This is a genomic window from Mycetocola sp. Y442 (assembly GCF_056898615.1).
Window position 1 is genome coordinate 217,593 of sequence record NZ_JBXHBV010000003.1, and the last position, 13,623, is coordinate 231,215.

General features: G+C 64.9%; 12 protein-coding genes. 6 read left to right on the forward strand and 6 right to left on the reverse strand.

What is annotated here, in order from left to right:
- Positions 1-42 precede the first annotated feature (42 nt).
- Entirely contained in the window at positions 43-1,131 is a 1,089-nt protein-coding gene (locus AC1X6S_RS12585; RefSeq protein WP_483406098.1) for a threonine aldolase family protein, read from the forward strand.
- Between the two features lie 137 nt (positions 1,132-1,268).
- The gene (locus tag AC1X6S_RS12590) at positions 1,269-2,726 is read left to right on the forward strand and encodes an amino acid permease (RefSeq protein ID WP_483406099.1); all 1,458 of its coding nucleotides are present in this window, start codon (positions 1,269-1,271) and stop codon (positions 2,724-2,726) included.
- A gap of 59 nt (positions 2,727-2,785) precedes the next feature.
- Here AC1X6S_RS12590 and AC1X6S_RS12595 read toward each other — a convergent pair whose 3' ends face one another.
- Positions 2,786-3,769 carry an NAD-dependent epimerase/dehydratase family protein gene (locus AC1X6S_RS12595; protein ID WP_483406100.1) on the reverse strand — a complete coding sequence of 328 codons (984 nt, stop codon included), beginning with the start codon at positions 3,767-3,769 and terminating at the stop codon, positions 2,786-2,788.
- A gap of 124 nt (positions 3,770-3,893) precedes the next feature.
- Complete coding sequence (locus AC1X6S_RS12600; protein ID WP_483406101.1) at positions 3,894-4,274, reverse strand: cupin domain-containing protein; 381 nt, start codon at positions 4,272-4,274, stop codon at positions 3,894-3,896.
- 90 nt (positions 4,275-4,364) lie between these two features.
- On the opposite strand from AC1X6S_RS12600, the gene acs reads away from it, so the two are divergent.
- From acs to AC1X6S_RS12615, 3 genes are all read left to right on the forward strand, one after another.
- Positions 4,365-6,419, forward strand: coding sequence for an acetate--CoA ligase (gene acs, locus AC1X6S_RS12605; RefSeq protein WP_483406102.1), 2,055 nt, complete (start codon positions 4,365-4,367; stop codon positions 6,417-6,419).
- 142 nt (positions 6,420-6,561) lie between these two features.
- Positions 6,562-8,031, forward strand: a complete 1,470-nt coding sequence (locus AC1X6S_RS12610) for a fibronectin type III domain-containing protein (RefSeq protein ID WP_483406103.1) — start codon at positions 6,562-6,564, stop codon at positions 8,029-8,031.
- Positions 8,032-8,117: 86 nt separating this feature from the next.
- Positions 8,118-9,140, forward strand: coding sequence for an LLM class F420-dependent oxidoreductase (locus AC1X6S_RS12615; protein WP_483406104.1), 1,023 nt, complete (start codon positions 8,118-8,120; stop codon positions 9,138-9,140).
- A gap of 103 nt (positions 9,141-9,243) precedes the next feature.
- Here the strand turns inward: AC1X6S_RS12615 and AC1X6S_RS12620 are convergent, their stop codons facing one another.
- Genes AC1X6S_RS12620 through AC1X6S_RS12630 form a run of 3 tightly spaced genes read right to left on the reverse strand, consistent with a single transcriptional unit; the run spans position 9,244 to position 11,212 of the window.
- Complete coding sequence (locus AC1X6S_RS12620) at positions 9,244-9,954, reverse strand: hypothetical protein (RefSeq protein WP_483406105.1); 711 nt, start codon at positions 9,952-9,954, stop codon at positions 9,244-9,246.
- Positions 9,951-10,856 carry an ABC transporter ATP-binding protein gene (locus AC1X6S_RS12625; RefSeq protein ID WP_483406106.1) on the reverse strand — a complete coding sequence of 302 codons (906 nt, stop codon included), beginning with the start codon at positions 10,854-10,856 and terminating at the stop codon, positions 9,951-9,953. The genes AC1X6S_RS12620 and AC1X6S_RS12625 overlap by 4 nt, the downstream gene beginning before the upstream one ends.
- Positions 10,853-11,212, reverse strand: a complete 360-nt coding sequence (locus AC1X6S_RS12630) for a GntR family transcriptional regulator (RefSeq protein ID WP_483406708.1) — start codon at positions 11,210-11,212, stop codon at positions 10,853-10,855. The genes AC1X6S_RS12625 and AC1X6S_RS12630 overlap by 4 nt, the downstream gene beginning before the upstream one ends.
- A 210-nt stretch (positions 11,213-11,422) precedes the next feature.
- Here AC1X6S_RS12630 and AC1X6S_RS12635 point away from each other — a divergent pair, with 210 nt between their 5' ends.
- A complete protein-coding gene (locus tag AC1X6S_RS12635; protein ID WP_483406107.1) occupies positions 11,423-12,013 on the forward strand; it encodes a nitroreductase family protein in 591 nt (196 codons plus the stop codon).
- Positions 12,014-12,064: 51 nt separating this feature from the next.
- Here the strand turns inward: AC1X6S_RS12635 and AC1X6S_RS12640 are convergent, their stop codons facing one another.
- Positions 12,065-13,552, reverse strand: a complete 1,488-nt coding sequence (locus tag AC1X6S_RS12640; RefSeq protein WP_483406709.1) for an amino acid permease — start codon at positions 13,550-13,552, stop codon at positions 12,065-12,067.
- Between the last annotated feature and the right edge of the window lie 71 nt (positions 13,553-13,623).

Sequence of the window (13,623 nt, forward strand, 5' to 3'; positions counted from 1 at the left end):
CGAAACGGCCGAACCGGGCACCAGCCCCAGTACGCTGGAACGGTGACCGGAATTCTGCATGATCCGACCTCGCGCGGCTTCGCGAGCGACAACTACGCCGGCGTTCACCCCGAGGTGCTCGACGCGATTGCCTCCGCGAACGGCGGCCACCAGGTCTCCTACGGGGCGGATGTCTACACCGCGCACCTGCAGGACGTCTTCGCCTCGCACTTCGGTGCGGGCGTCGAGGTCTTTCCCGTCTTCAACGGCACCGGCGCCAACGTCACCGCGCTCCAGTCGATGCTTCCCCGCTGGGGAGCCGTGATCTCGGCATCCACCGCTCACATCAACGTCGACGAGGGCGGGGCGCCCGAACGCGTCGGCGGCATCAAACTGCTCACCGTACCATCCCCGGACGGCAAGCTCACACCGGAGCTCATCGATCTCGAGGCGTGGGGCTGGGGCGACGAGCACAGGGCGCAACCGCTCGTCGTGTCGATCACCCAGTCGACGGAACTCGGAACGCTCTACTCGGTCGACGAGGTGCGGGCGATCGCCGATCACGCGCACGCGCGCGGCATGAAGCTGCACATGGACGGGGCGCGGCTCGCGAACGCCGCGGCATCCCTCGGCGTACCGATGAAGGACTTCACCACCGACGCCGGCGTCGACGTTCTCTCCTTCGGCGGCACGAAGAACGGCCTGCTGTTCGGTGAGGCCGTCGTTGTTCTCAATCCGGCGGCATCCGACGGCCTGGTCTTCCTCCGGAAGCTGAACATGCAGCTCGCGTCGAAGCTGCGGTTCGTGTCTGCGCAGCTCATCGCCCTGCTCGAGGGCGACCTGTGGTTGCGTTCGGCCCAGCACGCCAACCAGATGGCGGCACGGCTCCGCGGATCGCTTGAGCAACTCGTGGCGGCCGGCGCAATTACCGGCCTCAGCTTCACGCAGCCGACCCAGGCGAACGCGGTCTTCGCGACGCTCCCCGCGGATGCCGCCAACCGGCTTCGCGAGCGATTCCACTTTTACGACTGGGATGCCACGAAGCAGGAAGTCCGGTGGATGTGTGCGTTCGACACGACGGAGGCTGATGTCGACGCGTTTGTCGACGGCATCCGCGCGGAGCTGGCGGTCAGGGTAGAAGAACGCGCCTGACGCTCCGGCGGAAAGGTTCTTGCGGGCGCCAGAGCCGCTTGCGATACTGACGCTCTGTCCGGCGCTGGCACCACCTGCGGTCTCTCCGTCGGATGGAGCCGGGCAGACGCGGGTGGAGAGACGGACAGGGGACTCCGATGACAACAGCAAATCCCAGCCAGTCGATTCTGCGGCGCAAGCCGATCGAAGACATCGAGGAAGAGAACAAACGCAGCGGCCTCTCGAAAAGCCTCGGGCTGTGGCAACTCACCGCGATCGGCGTCGGCGGCATTATCGGGGTCGGCATCTTCTCGCTCGCCGGCCTCGTTGCCGCTGGCAGCGAGGGCACACCCGGAGTAGGCCCCGCCGTGCTGATCTCGTTCCTGATCGCCGGGCTCGCCTCGGCCGCGGCGGCACTGTCCTACGCGGAGTTCGCCGGGATGATTCCCCGTGCGGGGTCGGCATACACCTACGGTTACGTCGCCCTGGGTGAGATCATCGGCTGGTTCATCGGCTGGGACCTGCTCCTCGAGTACATCGCGATCGTCGCCGTCGTTGCCATCGGCATCTCGGGCTATTTCGAGGCGTTCCTCTCCGGCATCGGGATCGAAATGCCGACCGCGCTGACCTCGACATTCGACGAGGGCAGGGGCGGCATTATCAATCTGCCCGCTATCGTCGTCTGCCTCCTCGTGACCTGGATCCTCAGCCGCGGCACCAAAGCGTTTGGCCGGTTCGAACTCGTCGCCGTCGCGATCAAGGTGCTGTTGATCCTGTTCATCATCGGGCTCGGCGTGTTCTTCATCGACACGGCCAACTACAACCCGTTCATGCCGAGCGGCTTCGGCCCGGTTATCGCCGGTGCGGCAACGGTGTTCTTCGCTGTGTTCGGGTATGACGCCATGAGCACCGCCGCCGAAGAATCAACCGACGGCAAGAAACACATGCCGAAGGCGATCATCCTCTCGCTCATCATCGCCATGCTGCTCTACGTTGCCGCCACCCTCGTGCTCACCGGGATGCAGAACTATCAAGACATCTCGCCGACAGCGGGCTTCGCGTCCGCATTCACGAGCGTCGGCCTGCCGGTCATCGCCACGATCATCGCCGTGTTCGCCGTGCTCTCCATCCTCACGGTGATGCTCACCTTCCTCCTCGGTGTCACACGCGTGTGGTTCTCGATGAGCCGCGACGGGCTGCTTCCCGCGTGGTTCGCCGGTACCGACAAGAACGGCACTCCGCAGCGCGTGACCTGGATCGCCGGGATCTCGTCGGCGTTCCTCGCCGGGGTGTTCCCGATCAAGGAGGTCGCCGACCTCACCAACATCGGCATCCTCGCGGCATTTGTTGTGGTCTGCACGTCGGTGATCGTGTTCCGGTACAAGCGACCGGATGCCCCGCGCACGTTCCGCCTGCCGCTGATGCCGTTTGTTCCCGCTTTCGGCGTCCTGGCATCCGCCTTTCTGATGCTGCAGCTGCACTGGGAGACCTGGGTGCGGTTCGGTGTCTGGCTCGTGATCGGACTCGCCATCTACTTCTTCTACGGTCGCCGCCACTCCCTGATGAACCCGGACAGCCCGAGGCATCGGGTCGCAGACGCGCCGAGCTCGACCTGAGCGGGGTGTGAATCGCCGGCGTGCGGCCCGGCGGCCCCGGCAACCGGGAGTGCCCCGCGTTAGAGTGCGAAGCGGTCAGCGAGCCGATCGGACAGAGCGTCGAAGTCGGGATCAACGGCGCGGCGGCCGGCATCCGCGTCGTACCACTCGATGATCTCGCGCGCGCCATCCTCGAAGAACGTCCACTGCCGGAAGTCGGGCACGAGTGCCTTCAGCTTGCTGTTGTCGAACACCATCGAGTGGGCCTTGTCGCCGAGGAGCCCAGGGCCGAGCTCCGGTGAGGCCTCGGCGATGGCCTCGCTTGTCACGTGGACGAGCACCGGTTCGGCACCGGCAGCCCGGCCGAGCGCGGCGTAGATGGCGTCCCAGGTCGGCGCCTGGTCGCCGGTGATGTGGAACGTGTCCCCGATCGCGGCTGCCCGGCCGAAGAGCCCGACAAAGCCGACAGCGAAGTCGCGGGTGTGCGTAATCGTCCACTGGGTGGTTCCGTCGCCGTGCACGATCACGGGCGCGCCGCGGCGCATCCGGTCGATGTCGGTCCAGCCGCCGAGGGTCGGCAGCGCCGTGCGGTCGTAGGTGTGCGACGGGCGCACGATGGTGATCGGATACCCGGATGCCCGGTACTCGGCAACGAGGACGTCTTCGCAAGCGATCTTGTTGCGCGAGTATTCCCAGAACGGATTACGCAGCGGCGTGGATTCCGTGACCGGCATGCGAGAGGGCGGCGTCTGGTAGGCAGACGCCGAACTGATGAACAGGTACTGCCCGGTGCGCTCGCGGAACGTGTCGAGGTGCAGGTGGTCAGGGGTGAAGCTGAGGAAGTCGGCGACGACGTCGAAGCTGCGATCGCCGATCGCGCTCGCGAGGGACTCAGGATCGCGGATGTCCGCTTCGAGCGTTTCGATCTCCGCACCGAGTGGCCGATCGCTCGATTTGCCACGGTTGACGACGGTCACCTCCCAGCCGCGTTCTGCGGCGAGCGCCACTGACGCGCTGCTGATGATTCCGGTACCACCGAGGACGAGAACGCTCTGTGCAGACATGTCGCTCAGTCTGTCAGGGTCGGTGCCCGACTGGTCAGATTTTTCGAAAGGGTTGCGCTTCACCGGAACCACCCCGTAATAATCCAGCGCATGCGGAGTCTGTGGCCGGAGCGAAGCCCGACGATCACTCCGCGGTGAGTTGCCGTTCGATCGCCACGGTTCCCTCGACCAGGACGCCACCGGTGTGTGCGGTTGTCACCGTCTCAATGAGCACGATGCCGACCTCCTCAGCCGCAACCGGGTTGTGCTGAACCCCCTTGGGCACGACGAAGAACTCGCCTGCCGCGAGCGCCACCTCACGGCCGCCCTCGAGTTCGATGCGCAGATTTCCGTAGACGACGAGAAACATTTCGTCTTCATCGTCGTGCGCGTGCCACACCAGCTCGCCGAGCAGCTTGGCAACCTTGATGTACTGGTCGTTGACGCGACCGACGACGCGCGGCGTCCAATACTGTGAGACCTGATCGAGCTGCTCGCGGATACGGGTCGGCTCGAGAAGATCCATAACCTCAGCCTATGGCGGAGCGGGCGGGAAGGTTACCTCCTGTTGCGCTCTGATTGAGAGCCGAACACCCGCCGCACGTAACGTCGAAGAATGACCGCGCCCGAGACATCCGCCCCCACGATCTCAAATCTGCTCGCGGAGACTCGACGGTACCCGGCGCCAGAGGCGTTCACGGAGCAGGCGAACTTCGGCGCCGCCGAGTGGGAGAGAGCGGATGCCGACCCTGTCGCGTTCTGGGCGGATGCCGCTTCCCGGCTCGAGTGGGCGGAGCCGTGGCACACGACGCACAGCTGGGAGCCGGTGGCCGAGGGCGCGGACGGCGAACTGACCGTGCCGAAAGCCGAGTGGTTCGCTGGTGGGAAGCTCAACGTTGCCGTGAACTGTGTCGACCGGCACGTCACGGCGGGTAATGGCGACAAGATCGCGCTGTTCTTCGAGGGTGAGCCGGGTGACCGGCGTGCGATCAGCTACGCCGAGCTGCAGCGTGAGGTGTCGAAGGCGGCGAACGCACTCACCGCGCTCGGCATCACCAGGGGCGACCGCGTGGTCATCTACCTTCCGGTCATTCCCGAGACCATCATCGCGACGCTCGCCGTCGCCCGCGTCGGGGCCATTCACTCGCTCGTGTTCGGCGGTTTCAGCGCAGAGGCGCTGAGGTTCCGGGTCGAGGACACCGGGGCGAAACTGCTGATCACCACCGACGGACAATACCGCCGAGGGGCGGCCGTCGCCGTGAAGGACAACGCCGATGCCGCGGTGGACGGTGTCGAGAGCATCGAGCACGTGCTCGTCGTGCGCCGGACCGGCGATGCGACCCCGGGCATCGCCTGGACGGCCGGGCGGGACGTCTGGTGGCACGACACCGTCGACGTGGCATCCGACGTTCATGTTCCCGAAGCGTTTGACGCGGAGACCCCGTTGTTCATCATCTACACGTCGGGGACGACCGGGAAGCCCAAGGGTCTCGTGCACACCTCGGGCGGCTATCTCACCCAGGCGTCGTGGAGCCACTGGGCGATTTTCGACGCGAAGGCGGATGACGTGCACTGGTGCACCGCCGACCTCGCCTGGGTGACGGCGCACACCTACGAGATCTACGGGCCGCTGTCGAACGGGCTAACCCAGGTGATCTACGAGGGCACACCGAACACCCCGCACAACGCGCGGCACTTCGAGATCATCGAGCGCTACGGGGTGACCACCTACTACACGGCGCCGACGCTTATTCGCACGCTCATGACCTGGTTCCCCGACGGGGCGCCTGCCGAATACGACCTCACGTCGCTGCGCCTGCTCGGCACCGTCGGCGAGGCGATCAACCCGGAGGCGTGGGTCTGGTTCCACACCCATCTTGGCCGCGGCGAAACGCCAATCGTCGATACCTGGTGGCAGTCGGAGACGGGAGCGTCGGTGATGGCGCCGCTGCCGGGCGTCTCAACCCTCAAGCCGGGTTCGGCAAACCGCGCTCTGCCCGGACTGTCGACGCTCGTGGTCGACGACGCCGGCAATCCAGTGCCGTTCGGTGAGGGCGGATACCTCGTCGTCGACCGCCCAGGACCCGGCCTCGCCCGCACCGTGTGGGGCAACCCCGAGCGCTACCGCGACTCGTACTGGGCACGGTTCTGGAAGCAGGGCTACTTCTTCAGCGGCGACGGCGCCAAGTGGGACGCCGACGGCGACATCTGGGTGCTCGGCCGCGTCGACGACGTCATCAACGTGTCCGGGCACCGCCTGTCCACCATCGAGATCGAGTCGTCACTCGTCGCGCATCCCGCCGTCGGCGAGGCCGGTGTTGTCGGGGTGACGGATGCCATCACCGGGCAGGCCATTGCGGCGTACGTTATTCCCGCCGCGCGGTCGTGGGGTGCGGAGTCCGAGGACCCCGCCTACTGGCTGGGTTTGCGGGACGAACTCACGGGCATCCTGCGCGCGCACGTTGCCGCCCAGATCGGGCCGATCGCGAAGCCACGCGACGTCATCCTCGTACCGGATCTGCCCAAGACCAGGTCGGGCAAGATCATGCGGCGCCTCCTCGGCGATATCTCGGACTCGCGACCCCTCGGTGATGTGACGAGCCTGCAGGACGAGACGGCACCGGCGCGCATCGAGCAGATCGTGCGGGCGGGGCGCGCCCTCGCCCTCTGACCCCTCCGTTTGCCGAGCGCTGCATTCCCATGCCCGCGCTGCAGAAGTATCTGCAGCTCGAGCATGGATGTGCAGCCGTCGCCGAACTGCCGGCTCAACTCGCGGACCATAGGATTGAGGCAACCTCCGAGAGACAGCCGACATGCCCACCCCTGCCCCAAGCCGCACGTCACGTACTCGACGAACGCGAAACTCGAATCCCTCGCTGCTCGCGGCCGTCATCGTGGTCGCGCTGCTCACCCTCGTCGCCACGGGGAGCGCCGGAGGGTCAGCCGCTTCGCTCCAGGACACAGCCAGCGGTGAGTTGCTGACAGTGCAGGCCGCGTCGATCAAGGCGGTTCACACAACGGATGCGTCGAAGAACAAGGACTTTTCGGCGGGCAACCTGACAAACCTGAACACCGTCACCGTGACGAATTCCGGCACCATAGATGCGACGTTCACCACCAGCACCACACTGGCTGCTACCCCAACGACGCTCCCTGCCGCGATCACCGTGACGCTCTGGCAGACCGCGACGGCCGGTGGATGCGCGACCCCGGTCAATCCGGTGTCCGGACGATGGGGAGACCCAAACCTCAAGATTTCCGGGAACCTGCCGCCACTGGCATCCGTTGTCATCTGCGTCCGGACAACGATCTCCGATCTTCCCAACCAGAAAAGCGGCGAATCCCTCACCACAACGGTGTCGACGTTGCTGTCGCGCTCCAACTGGACGAGCAGCGCGAGCTCGACCATCGCGCAAAAGTACCTGGATGGCCCGCCAAGCGCACCGACCGCACTCGTGTTCGGTGGCACCACCGGCAACAGCACCAGGCTCACCTGGGCCCCATCGACGGATGATGTTGGCGTCACGGGATACGACGTGTACCGCAACACTGCGTCCGGCCGCATCCTTCTCGGCCAGACACCCAGCCCGGAGTTCTCGGTAACCGGGCTCGCATCGGACTCCACCTACACGTTCACCGTGATCGCCCGCGACGGCGCTGCGCACAGCTCGACCCCGGCGCAGGTGACGGTTACGACTCTCGACGTCACGCCACCGAACGTTGCCCCTGTCCTCAGCGGCACCCTCTCCGGATCGACCGCGTCCCTGAAATGGACCGCGGCCACCGACAAAAACGGGATCAAGGAATACCAGATCTACCTCGGCGCCGACAAGATCGGCACCGTGAGCGGTTTTAGCCTTACGTACACTTCCCCTGCTCTCATCGCGGGCGAGTCGCACGACTACACCGTCCGTGCGGTTGATCCCGCAGGAAACGCGATTGCGTCCAACGTCGTCACGTTGGCTGTGCCTCCGGCCAACCTTTCGTGCTCCAACTCGGGAATTACCGCGGCGGCCCTGACCTGGGCAAAACCCGTGGGTGGGCAATCGCGCACGTACGAGATCGTCGTCAACAACCGCGTGGTTGGCGTGGTCACGAGCTCGGCGACTACCGTCGAGTATTCGCTCACCCGGGACCGGCTGGACGCGGCAGGCGTCAAAACGAACGGGACATACACCGCTCAGGTGCGTCTCCAGGGCGAGTCCGTGGTGCTTGCTCAACGCGACGTCGTCCTGGAATCGCTCTGGTATCTCTTCTTCACGCCGGCAGTGCGCTGTACCTGATTTCGAGCCCGGAAGTTCCGTGAGTGGCAAACACACCAAAGTCAACCGTTGATGTGGACCGCGACCTCACCAATAGGCTGACCCCCATGAGATTTGGAATATTTGTGCCACAGGGATGGCGCCACGACCTAGTTGGAATCGACCCCGCAGCGCAGTGGGACACGATGAGCGGCCTCGCAGCCCACGCCGATGCCGGCGCCTGGGAGTCGATCTGGGTGTACGACCACTTCCACACGGTGCCGGTGCCGAGCGAAGAGGCAACCCACGAAGCATGGACGCTGATGTCCGCGTTCGCCGCCACGACGAAGCGCGTTCGCCTCGGCCAGATGTGCACGTGCATGAGCTACCGCAACCCCGCGTACCTCGCGAAGGTCGCCGCGACCATCGACAACATTTCGGGCGGCCGCGTCGAGATGGGCATCGGCGGTGGCTGGTACGAGCACGAGTGGCGCGCATACGGCTACGGGTTCCCGAGCGCGGGTGACCGCCTCGGTCGCCTCGACGAGGGCGTCCAGATCATGAAGCAGGCCTGGGAAACCGGCACAGCAACCCTCGACGGCAAGCACTATCAGGTCGACGGCGCCATCGTGCGTCCGCTCCCCATCCAGGAGAACGGCATCCCGTTCTGGATCGCCGGCGGCGGTGAGAAGGTCACCCTCCGCATCGCTGCGCAGTACGCCCAGTACACGAACTTCGACGGTTCGCCCGAGGGCTTCGCCCACAAGAGCGACATCCTCCGCGGGCACTGCGACCGCATCGGCCGCGACTTTAACGACATCGTGCGCAGCGCGAACTACAACGTCGTCATCGCCGATACCGAAGCTGAAGTGGCCGACCGGCTCAAGGCCATCGAGGCGAGGGTTACGCCATACCTCGGCGAAGCAAAGGCCGCCGACTTCATGGCCGAGTACCGCAGCGGCGCAGCGCTCGGTGTCGGTACTCCTGAGCAGATCGCCGAGCGCCTCTCGTCCATGCAGGACCAGGGACTCGCCTACGCGATCACCTATTTCCCCGAGGCGGCATATGACCGCTCGGGCATCGAGTTGTTCGAGCGCGAGGTTCTGCCAGAGCTGGCTCAGCCCTCGCTGGCCGATCCGGCCGCCGCCTGACGCCGGCATCTGAACATCCGTGAGCGAACGGATGCCGTCACCCACGTGAACAAAGCGGGTGCCGTGGAGATTTCCACGGCACCCGCTTTATCGTGTTCTTCTACTAGCGCACGATCGCGGTGCGCAGCAGCCGCCACGTGCCAATCGAACTCAACGCGATCACGATCACGGCCGCAACGGCGAGCCACCACAGTTCAAACGCGGCCAGAATGTCTGCGGCCGACGGGATGAGCACGATCAGCGCGAGGACAAGTACGAGACCGATGCCGACACCGATCAGCTGGGGGCCGCGAGCGGCGAACCGCAACCAGGCCGCACCGAAGACCCCGCCGATCGTGAGCATCGTCAGCGCACCGAGGAAGACGATCGGCAGGAGCCGACCGAGGTCACCCGCACCAAGCACGTAAATATCGAAGACGTAGAAGTCGGAGAACCAGTGGCCCGTCGCGATCTCGATCGTCGTCAGCACGGCGAACACCACCGCGAGGTAGGCAGAAACCAGGACAGCCCAGAGCACTGTCCCCCCGGCGAATCCGCGACGGGTGGCGCCGAGCGTCAGCGCGAAGGGAAACGTCGTCGCGACGGACTGCACGCCCAGGTAGACGAGGAAGCCCGCGAGCGCGTAGAGAATTCCTGGGTTGGACTGTGAGCCCGAGATCCAGTCCGGAGTGCCAGGGATGCTGCCGGAACGCCAGAAGAGGAACGAGATCAGGACGGAAATCACGGCGACCACCGCCGTGATGTAGAGCGGAACGACGAAGGTGACCTCCCGCTTGTTGAGGTGCAGCTTCGTGGTCGGTATCAGTGTGCTCATGCTCGTCGTACCTCGTCAATGGTGTCGGATGCTGCGTCGTCCGCTCCGTAAGCGGCGACGAGTTGCTGGAGGGATGCTCGGCTGATCTGGACCCGCAGGTCTTCGGCAAGCGCGCGGGTGCCGCTGTCGAGAACGCCGGAGCCGGTTGCTGACATCAGCCCGCCGACGACGCTCGTCGACAGGACATTCGCCGCGGTCGTGAGCTGGCTGACCGCGACGGTCGTTCCGCTCATCACCCACGCTGATTCGCTCGCTTCGTCGCTGTCGGCGTTGAGGACCACGCGCCCCGCGTCCATGATCACGACCCGATCGAAGAGCGACGCACTTTCGTCGATCAGGTGGGTGGAGAAGACGACAGTGCGTGGGTGCTCCGTGTAGTCCCGCAACAGGATGCGGTGGAAGAACGCCCGCGCGGTGACGTCGAGGCCGAGGTACGGCTCATCGAGGAGGGTGACGGGGGCACGCGATGCCAGGCCGAGCACAATCGCCACCGATGAGAGCTGACCGCGGGAGAGCTTCTTGATCGGCGTCTTTGCCGGAATGCGGAACCCATCGACGAGTTCGGCGGCGACTTCCGCGCTCCAGTTCGGCGCGAAGTCCGGGGCGATGCGCAGCACATGGTGCAGCCGGTAGTCGTCGGGATAGCGCTGGTTGTCTCGAACATAACTGATCTGAGCCAGCGTCTCGGCGTGCTCGAACGGGTCGTGACCGGCAACCTGGACGCGACCGGACGTTGGTCGATCCTGTCCGGCCATGATCGACATCACTGTCGTCTTGCCCGCCCCGTTGCGGCCGAGAAGCCCGACGATCGAGTGCTCCGGAACGGCGAAGCTCACGTTGTCGAGCGCGTGCACACGACCAAAATGTCGGTTGACGGAGTCGATTTCGATGGCGTTCGTCATTTGCTGTCCTCCTGGTTGATCAAGTCGTCGAGTTCTGTTCTGTCGATGTGAAGCAGACGGGCTTCGCGCACGAGCGGACCGATGTGCCGTTCCGCGAATTCTGAGCGCCGCCTGGCTCGCAGTTTCTCCTGCGCCCCCGTCGACACAAACATTCCGACGCCCCGCTTCTTGTAGAGCACTCCCTGCTCGACGAGCAGGTTCACTCCCTTGGCGGCCGTGATGGGACTGATCTGGTAGAAAACCGCGTACTCGTTGGTTGAAGGCACGCTGGATTCCTCCGGATACGTTCCGGCCAGGATGTCTTCGGCAACGCGATCAGCGAGCTGCTGGTAGATCGGGGCTTCCCCAGTGAACATCGTCACGACCTTAGGTTCTATAGTTCACTAGTTAACCTAGGGAGCTAGATCGGTGTTGTCAACCTTCTGACGGCACCCATCACAATCCGTCATCGAACGGATGCCGTCAGTACAGTGAGAGAGGACGGTCGGGTGGAATTTCCCACGCTGCCCGTTCCTTTCATGTGAATAGGTCAATGGCGACTTCCGTTTCAACCAGAGAAGGGTCCCATGACCATCGCAGCATCCGACCGCGCCGCCATCACCAGCGCTCCCATCCACGAAGTCCTCGCCGGCCGCTGGAGCCCCCGCTCCTTCGACCCCATGATCGAGGTTCCCACCGAGAAGATCACGGCCGCCCTCGAGGCTGCCCGCTGGTCGGCATCCGCTTCAAACACGCAGCCCTGGCGTTTCATCGTTGCCCGCCGCGGCACGACCGAACACGCCACGATCGTCGAAAACCTGATGGGCTTCAACCGCGAGTGGGCCTCATCCGCCGCCGTACTCATCGTCAACATCGCGACGATGACGACCGACGACGGGACCCCGCTCCGCTGGGCGCAGTACGACCTCGGCCAGGCGGTTGCTCTCCTCTCGGTGCAGGCGCATCACGACGGTCTCCACGTACACCAGATGGGCGGCATCGAGGTCGATGGACTGCGTGCCGCGTTCGACATCGCGCCTGGGCTTGAACCGATCTCCGTCACCGCACTCGGAGTGCTCGGGACTCCCGAATCACTGACGAGCGAGGTCCTGCGCGAGCGCGAGATCGCTCCCCGCAGCCGCCGCCCGCTCGACGAACTCATCCTCGCCAGCGCGTAAGCGAGAGCCGCGCCGGACAGCGGCATCCCCTGGCGGAGGGGATGCCGGTGTTCAGTCGTCCTTGCGGGTGCGGTTATCGATCCCGGGGCGTTCGGGGATCACGGGGAATGAACCAGTGAATCCCTGGCGCTCCTGCGCTATCTCAAGAATCCCGCGACGCGCGGCGAACCAGCCGAGGATGAGCAAGGGGATGACGATGACGAGCGATCCGATGGTGAACGTGCCCACCGGGTAGTCAAGCGCCATGAGCACGAGCACCGTGACGAGGAACGCCAGGGTGAGCCAGGCGGTGAACGGTGCGCCGAAGAGCCGGAAGGACGGACGCTCCATCTTGCCTTGCTTCGCCCAGCGCTGAAGCTGCATCTGACACAGGATGATCATTCCCCAGCCGGTGACGATGCCCAGCGCGGAAATATTGAGGACGATCTCGAAGGCGTCGTCAGGCACAACGGCGTTGAGACCGACGCCGAGGAGGGTGATCACACCGGTCAGAAGGATGCCTCCATACGGCACCCCGCTCTTGTTCATCAATCCGGTGAACCGCGGAGCTGCGCCGTTGACCGACATCGAGCGGAGGATCCGGCCGGTGGAGTACAGCCCGGCGTTGAGGCTGGAGAGCGCGGCCGTCAGCACGACGAAGTTCATGATGTTGCCAGCGGTCGCCGCAACGGCCGGGCTGCCGATGCTCGAGAAGAACGTGACGAAGGGGCTCTCATCCTTGCTGTATTCGGTGTACGGAAGCAACAGCGAGAGCAGCAGGACACTGCCGACGTAGAAGACGGCAATCCGGATGATGACCGTGTTCACCGCCTTGGGCATGATCCGTTTGGGATCAGCGGTCTCCCCCGCCGCTGTGCCGACGAGCTCAATGGCGGCGTAGGCGAACACGACCCCCTGCACAACGAGCACGGCGGGCAGGAGCCCGTTCGGCAGGAACCCGCCATTGTCAGCGAGCAGAGACAGCCCGGGCGTTCCGACATCCGTCGGCAAGCGGAAGGCCAGGAAGGCTGCGCCGATCAGCAGGAAGGCGACGAGCGCCACCACCTTGATGATGGCAAACCAGAACTCCATTTCGCCGAAGACCTTGACCGAAACCAGGTTGAGGGACAGCACCACGGTGAGGGCGATCAACGCGAGGATCCACTGCGGCACGTCGGTGAACGCCGACCAGAACTTGACGTAAATAGCCACTGCGGTGACATCGACGATGGCGGTCATGGCCCAGTTGAGGAAGTACATCCACCCGGCGACGAATGCCGCCTTCTCACCGAGGAACTCCCGCGCGTACGACACGAACGAGCCGGACGACGGTCGGTGCAGAACGAGTTCACCGAGGGCACGCAGGATCAGGAACGCAAAGAAACCGCAGATCGCGTACACGAAGACGAGAGAGGGGCCAGCGGATGCCAGTCGGCCGCCTGCCCCGAGGAACAGACCGGTTCCGATGGCGCCACCGATGGCAATCATCTGCAACTGACGAGGCTTGAGTGTCTTGTGGTACCCCTCCTGTTCGCCGGAGAAGTCCTGCACCGCCATCATCTCGTCGCCGAGACGCTCCCGCGGGTTCTCGAGATCGGGCGCCGGGTCGTGGTCCGGCGGCTCGTAGTGGT

Coding starts and splice junctions, on each gene's coding strand:
- AC1X6S_RS12615 (WP_483406104.1), top strand. CDS start 8,118: ATGAGATTTGGAATATTTGTGCCACAGGGATGGCGCCACGACCTAGTT.
- AC1X6S_RS12630 (WP_483406708.1), bottom strand. CDS start 11,212: ATGTTCACTGGGGAAGCCCCGATCTACCAGCAGCTCGCTGATCGCGTT.
- acs (WP_483406102.1), top strand. CDS start 4,365: ATGACCGCGCCCGAGACATCCGCCCCCACGATCTCAAATCTGCTCGCG.
- AC1X6S_RS12620 (WP_483406105.1), bottom strand. CDS start 9,954: ATGAGCACACTGATACCGACCACGAAGCTGCACCTCAACAAGCGGGAG.
- AC1X6S_RS12590 (WP_483406099.1), top strand. CDS start 1,269: ATGACAACAGCAAATCCCAGCCAGTCGATTCTGCGGCGCAAGCCGATC.
- AC1X6S_RS12625 (WP_483406106.1), bottom strand. CDS start 10,856: ATGACGAACGCCATCGAAATCGACTCCGTCAACCGACATTTTGGTCGT.
- AC1X6S_RS12595 (WP_483406100.1), bottom strand. CDS start 3,769: ATGTCTGCACAGAGCGTTCTCGTCCTCGGTGGTACCGGAATCATCAGC.
- AC1X6S_RS12635 (WP_483406107.1), top strand. CDS start 11,423: ATGACCATCGCAGCATCCGACCGCGCCGCCATCACCAGCGCTCCCATC.
- AC1X6S_RS12610 (WP_483406103.1), top strand. CDS start 6,562: ATGCCCACCCCTGCCCCAAGCCGCACGTCACGTACTCGACGAACGCGA.
- AC1X6S_RS12600 (WP_483406101.1), bottom strand. CDS start 4,274: ATGGATCTTCTCGAGCCGACCCGTATCCGCGAGCAGCTCGATCAGGTC.
- AC1X6S_RS12640 (WP_483406709.1), bottom strand. CDS start 13,552: ATGATGGCGGTGCAGGACTTCTCCGGCGAACAGGAGGGGTACCACAAG.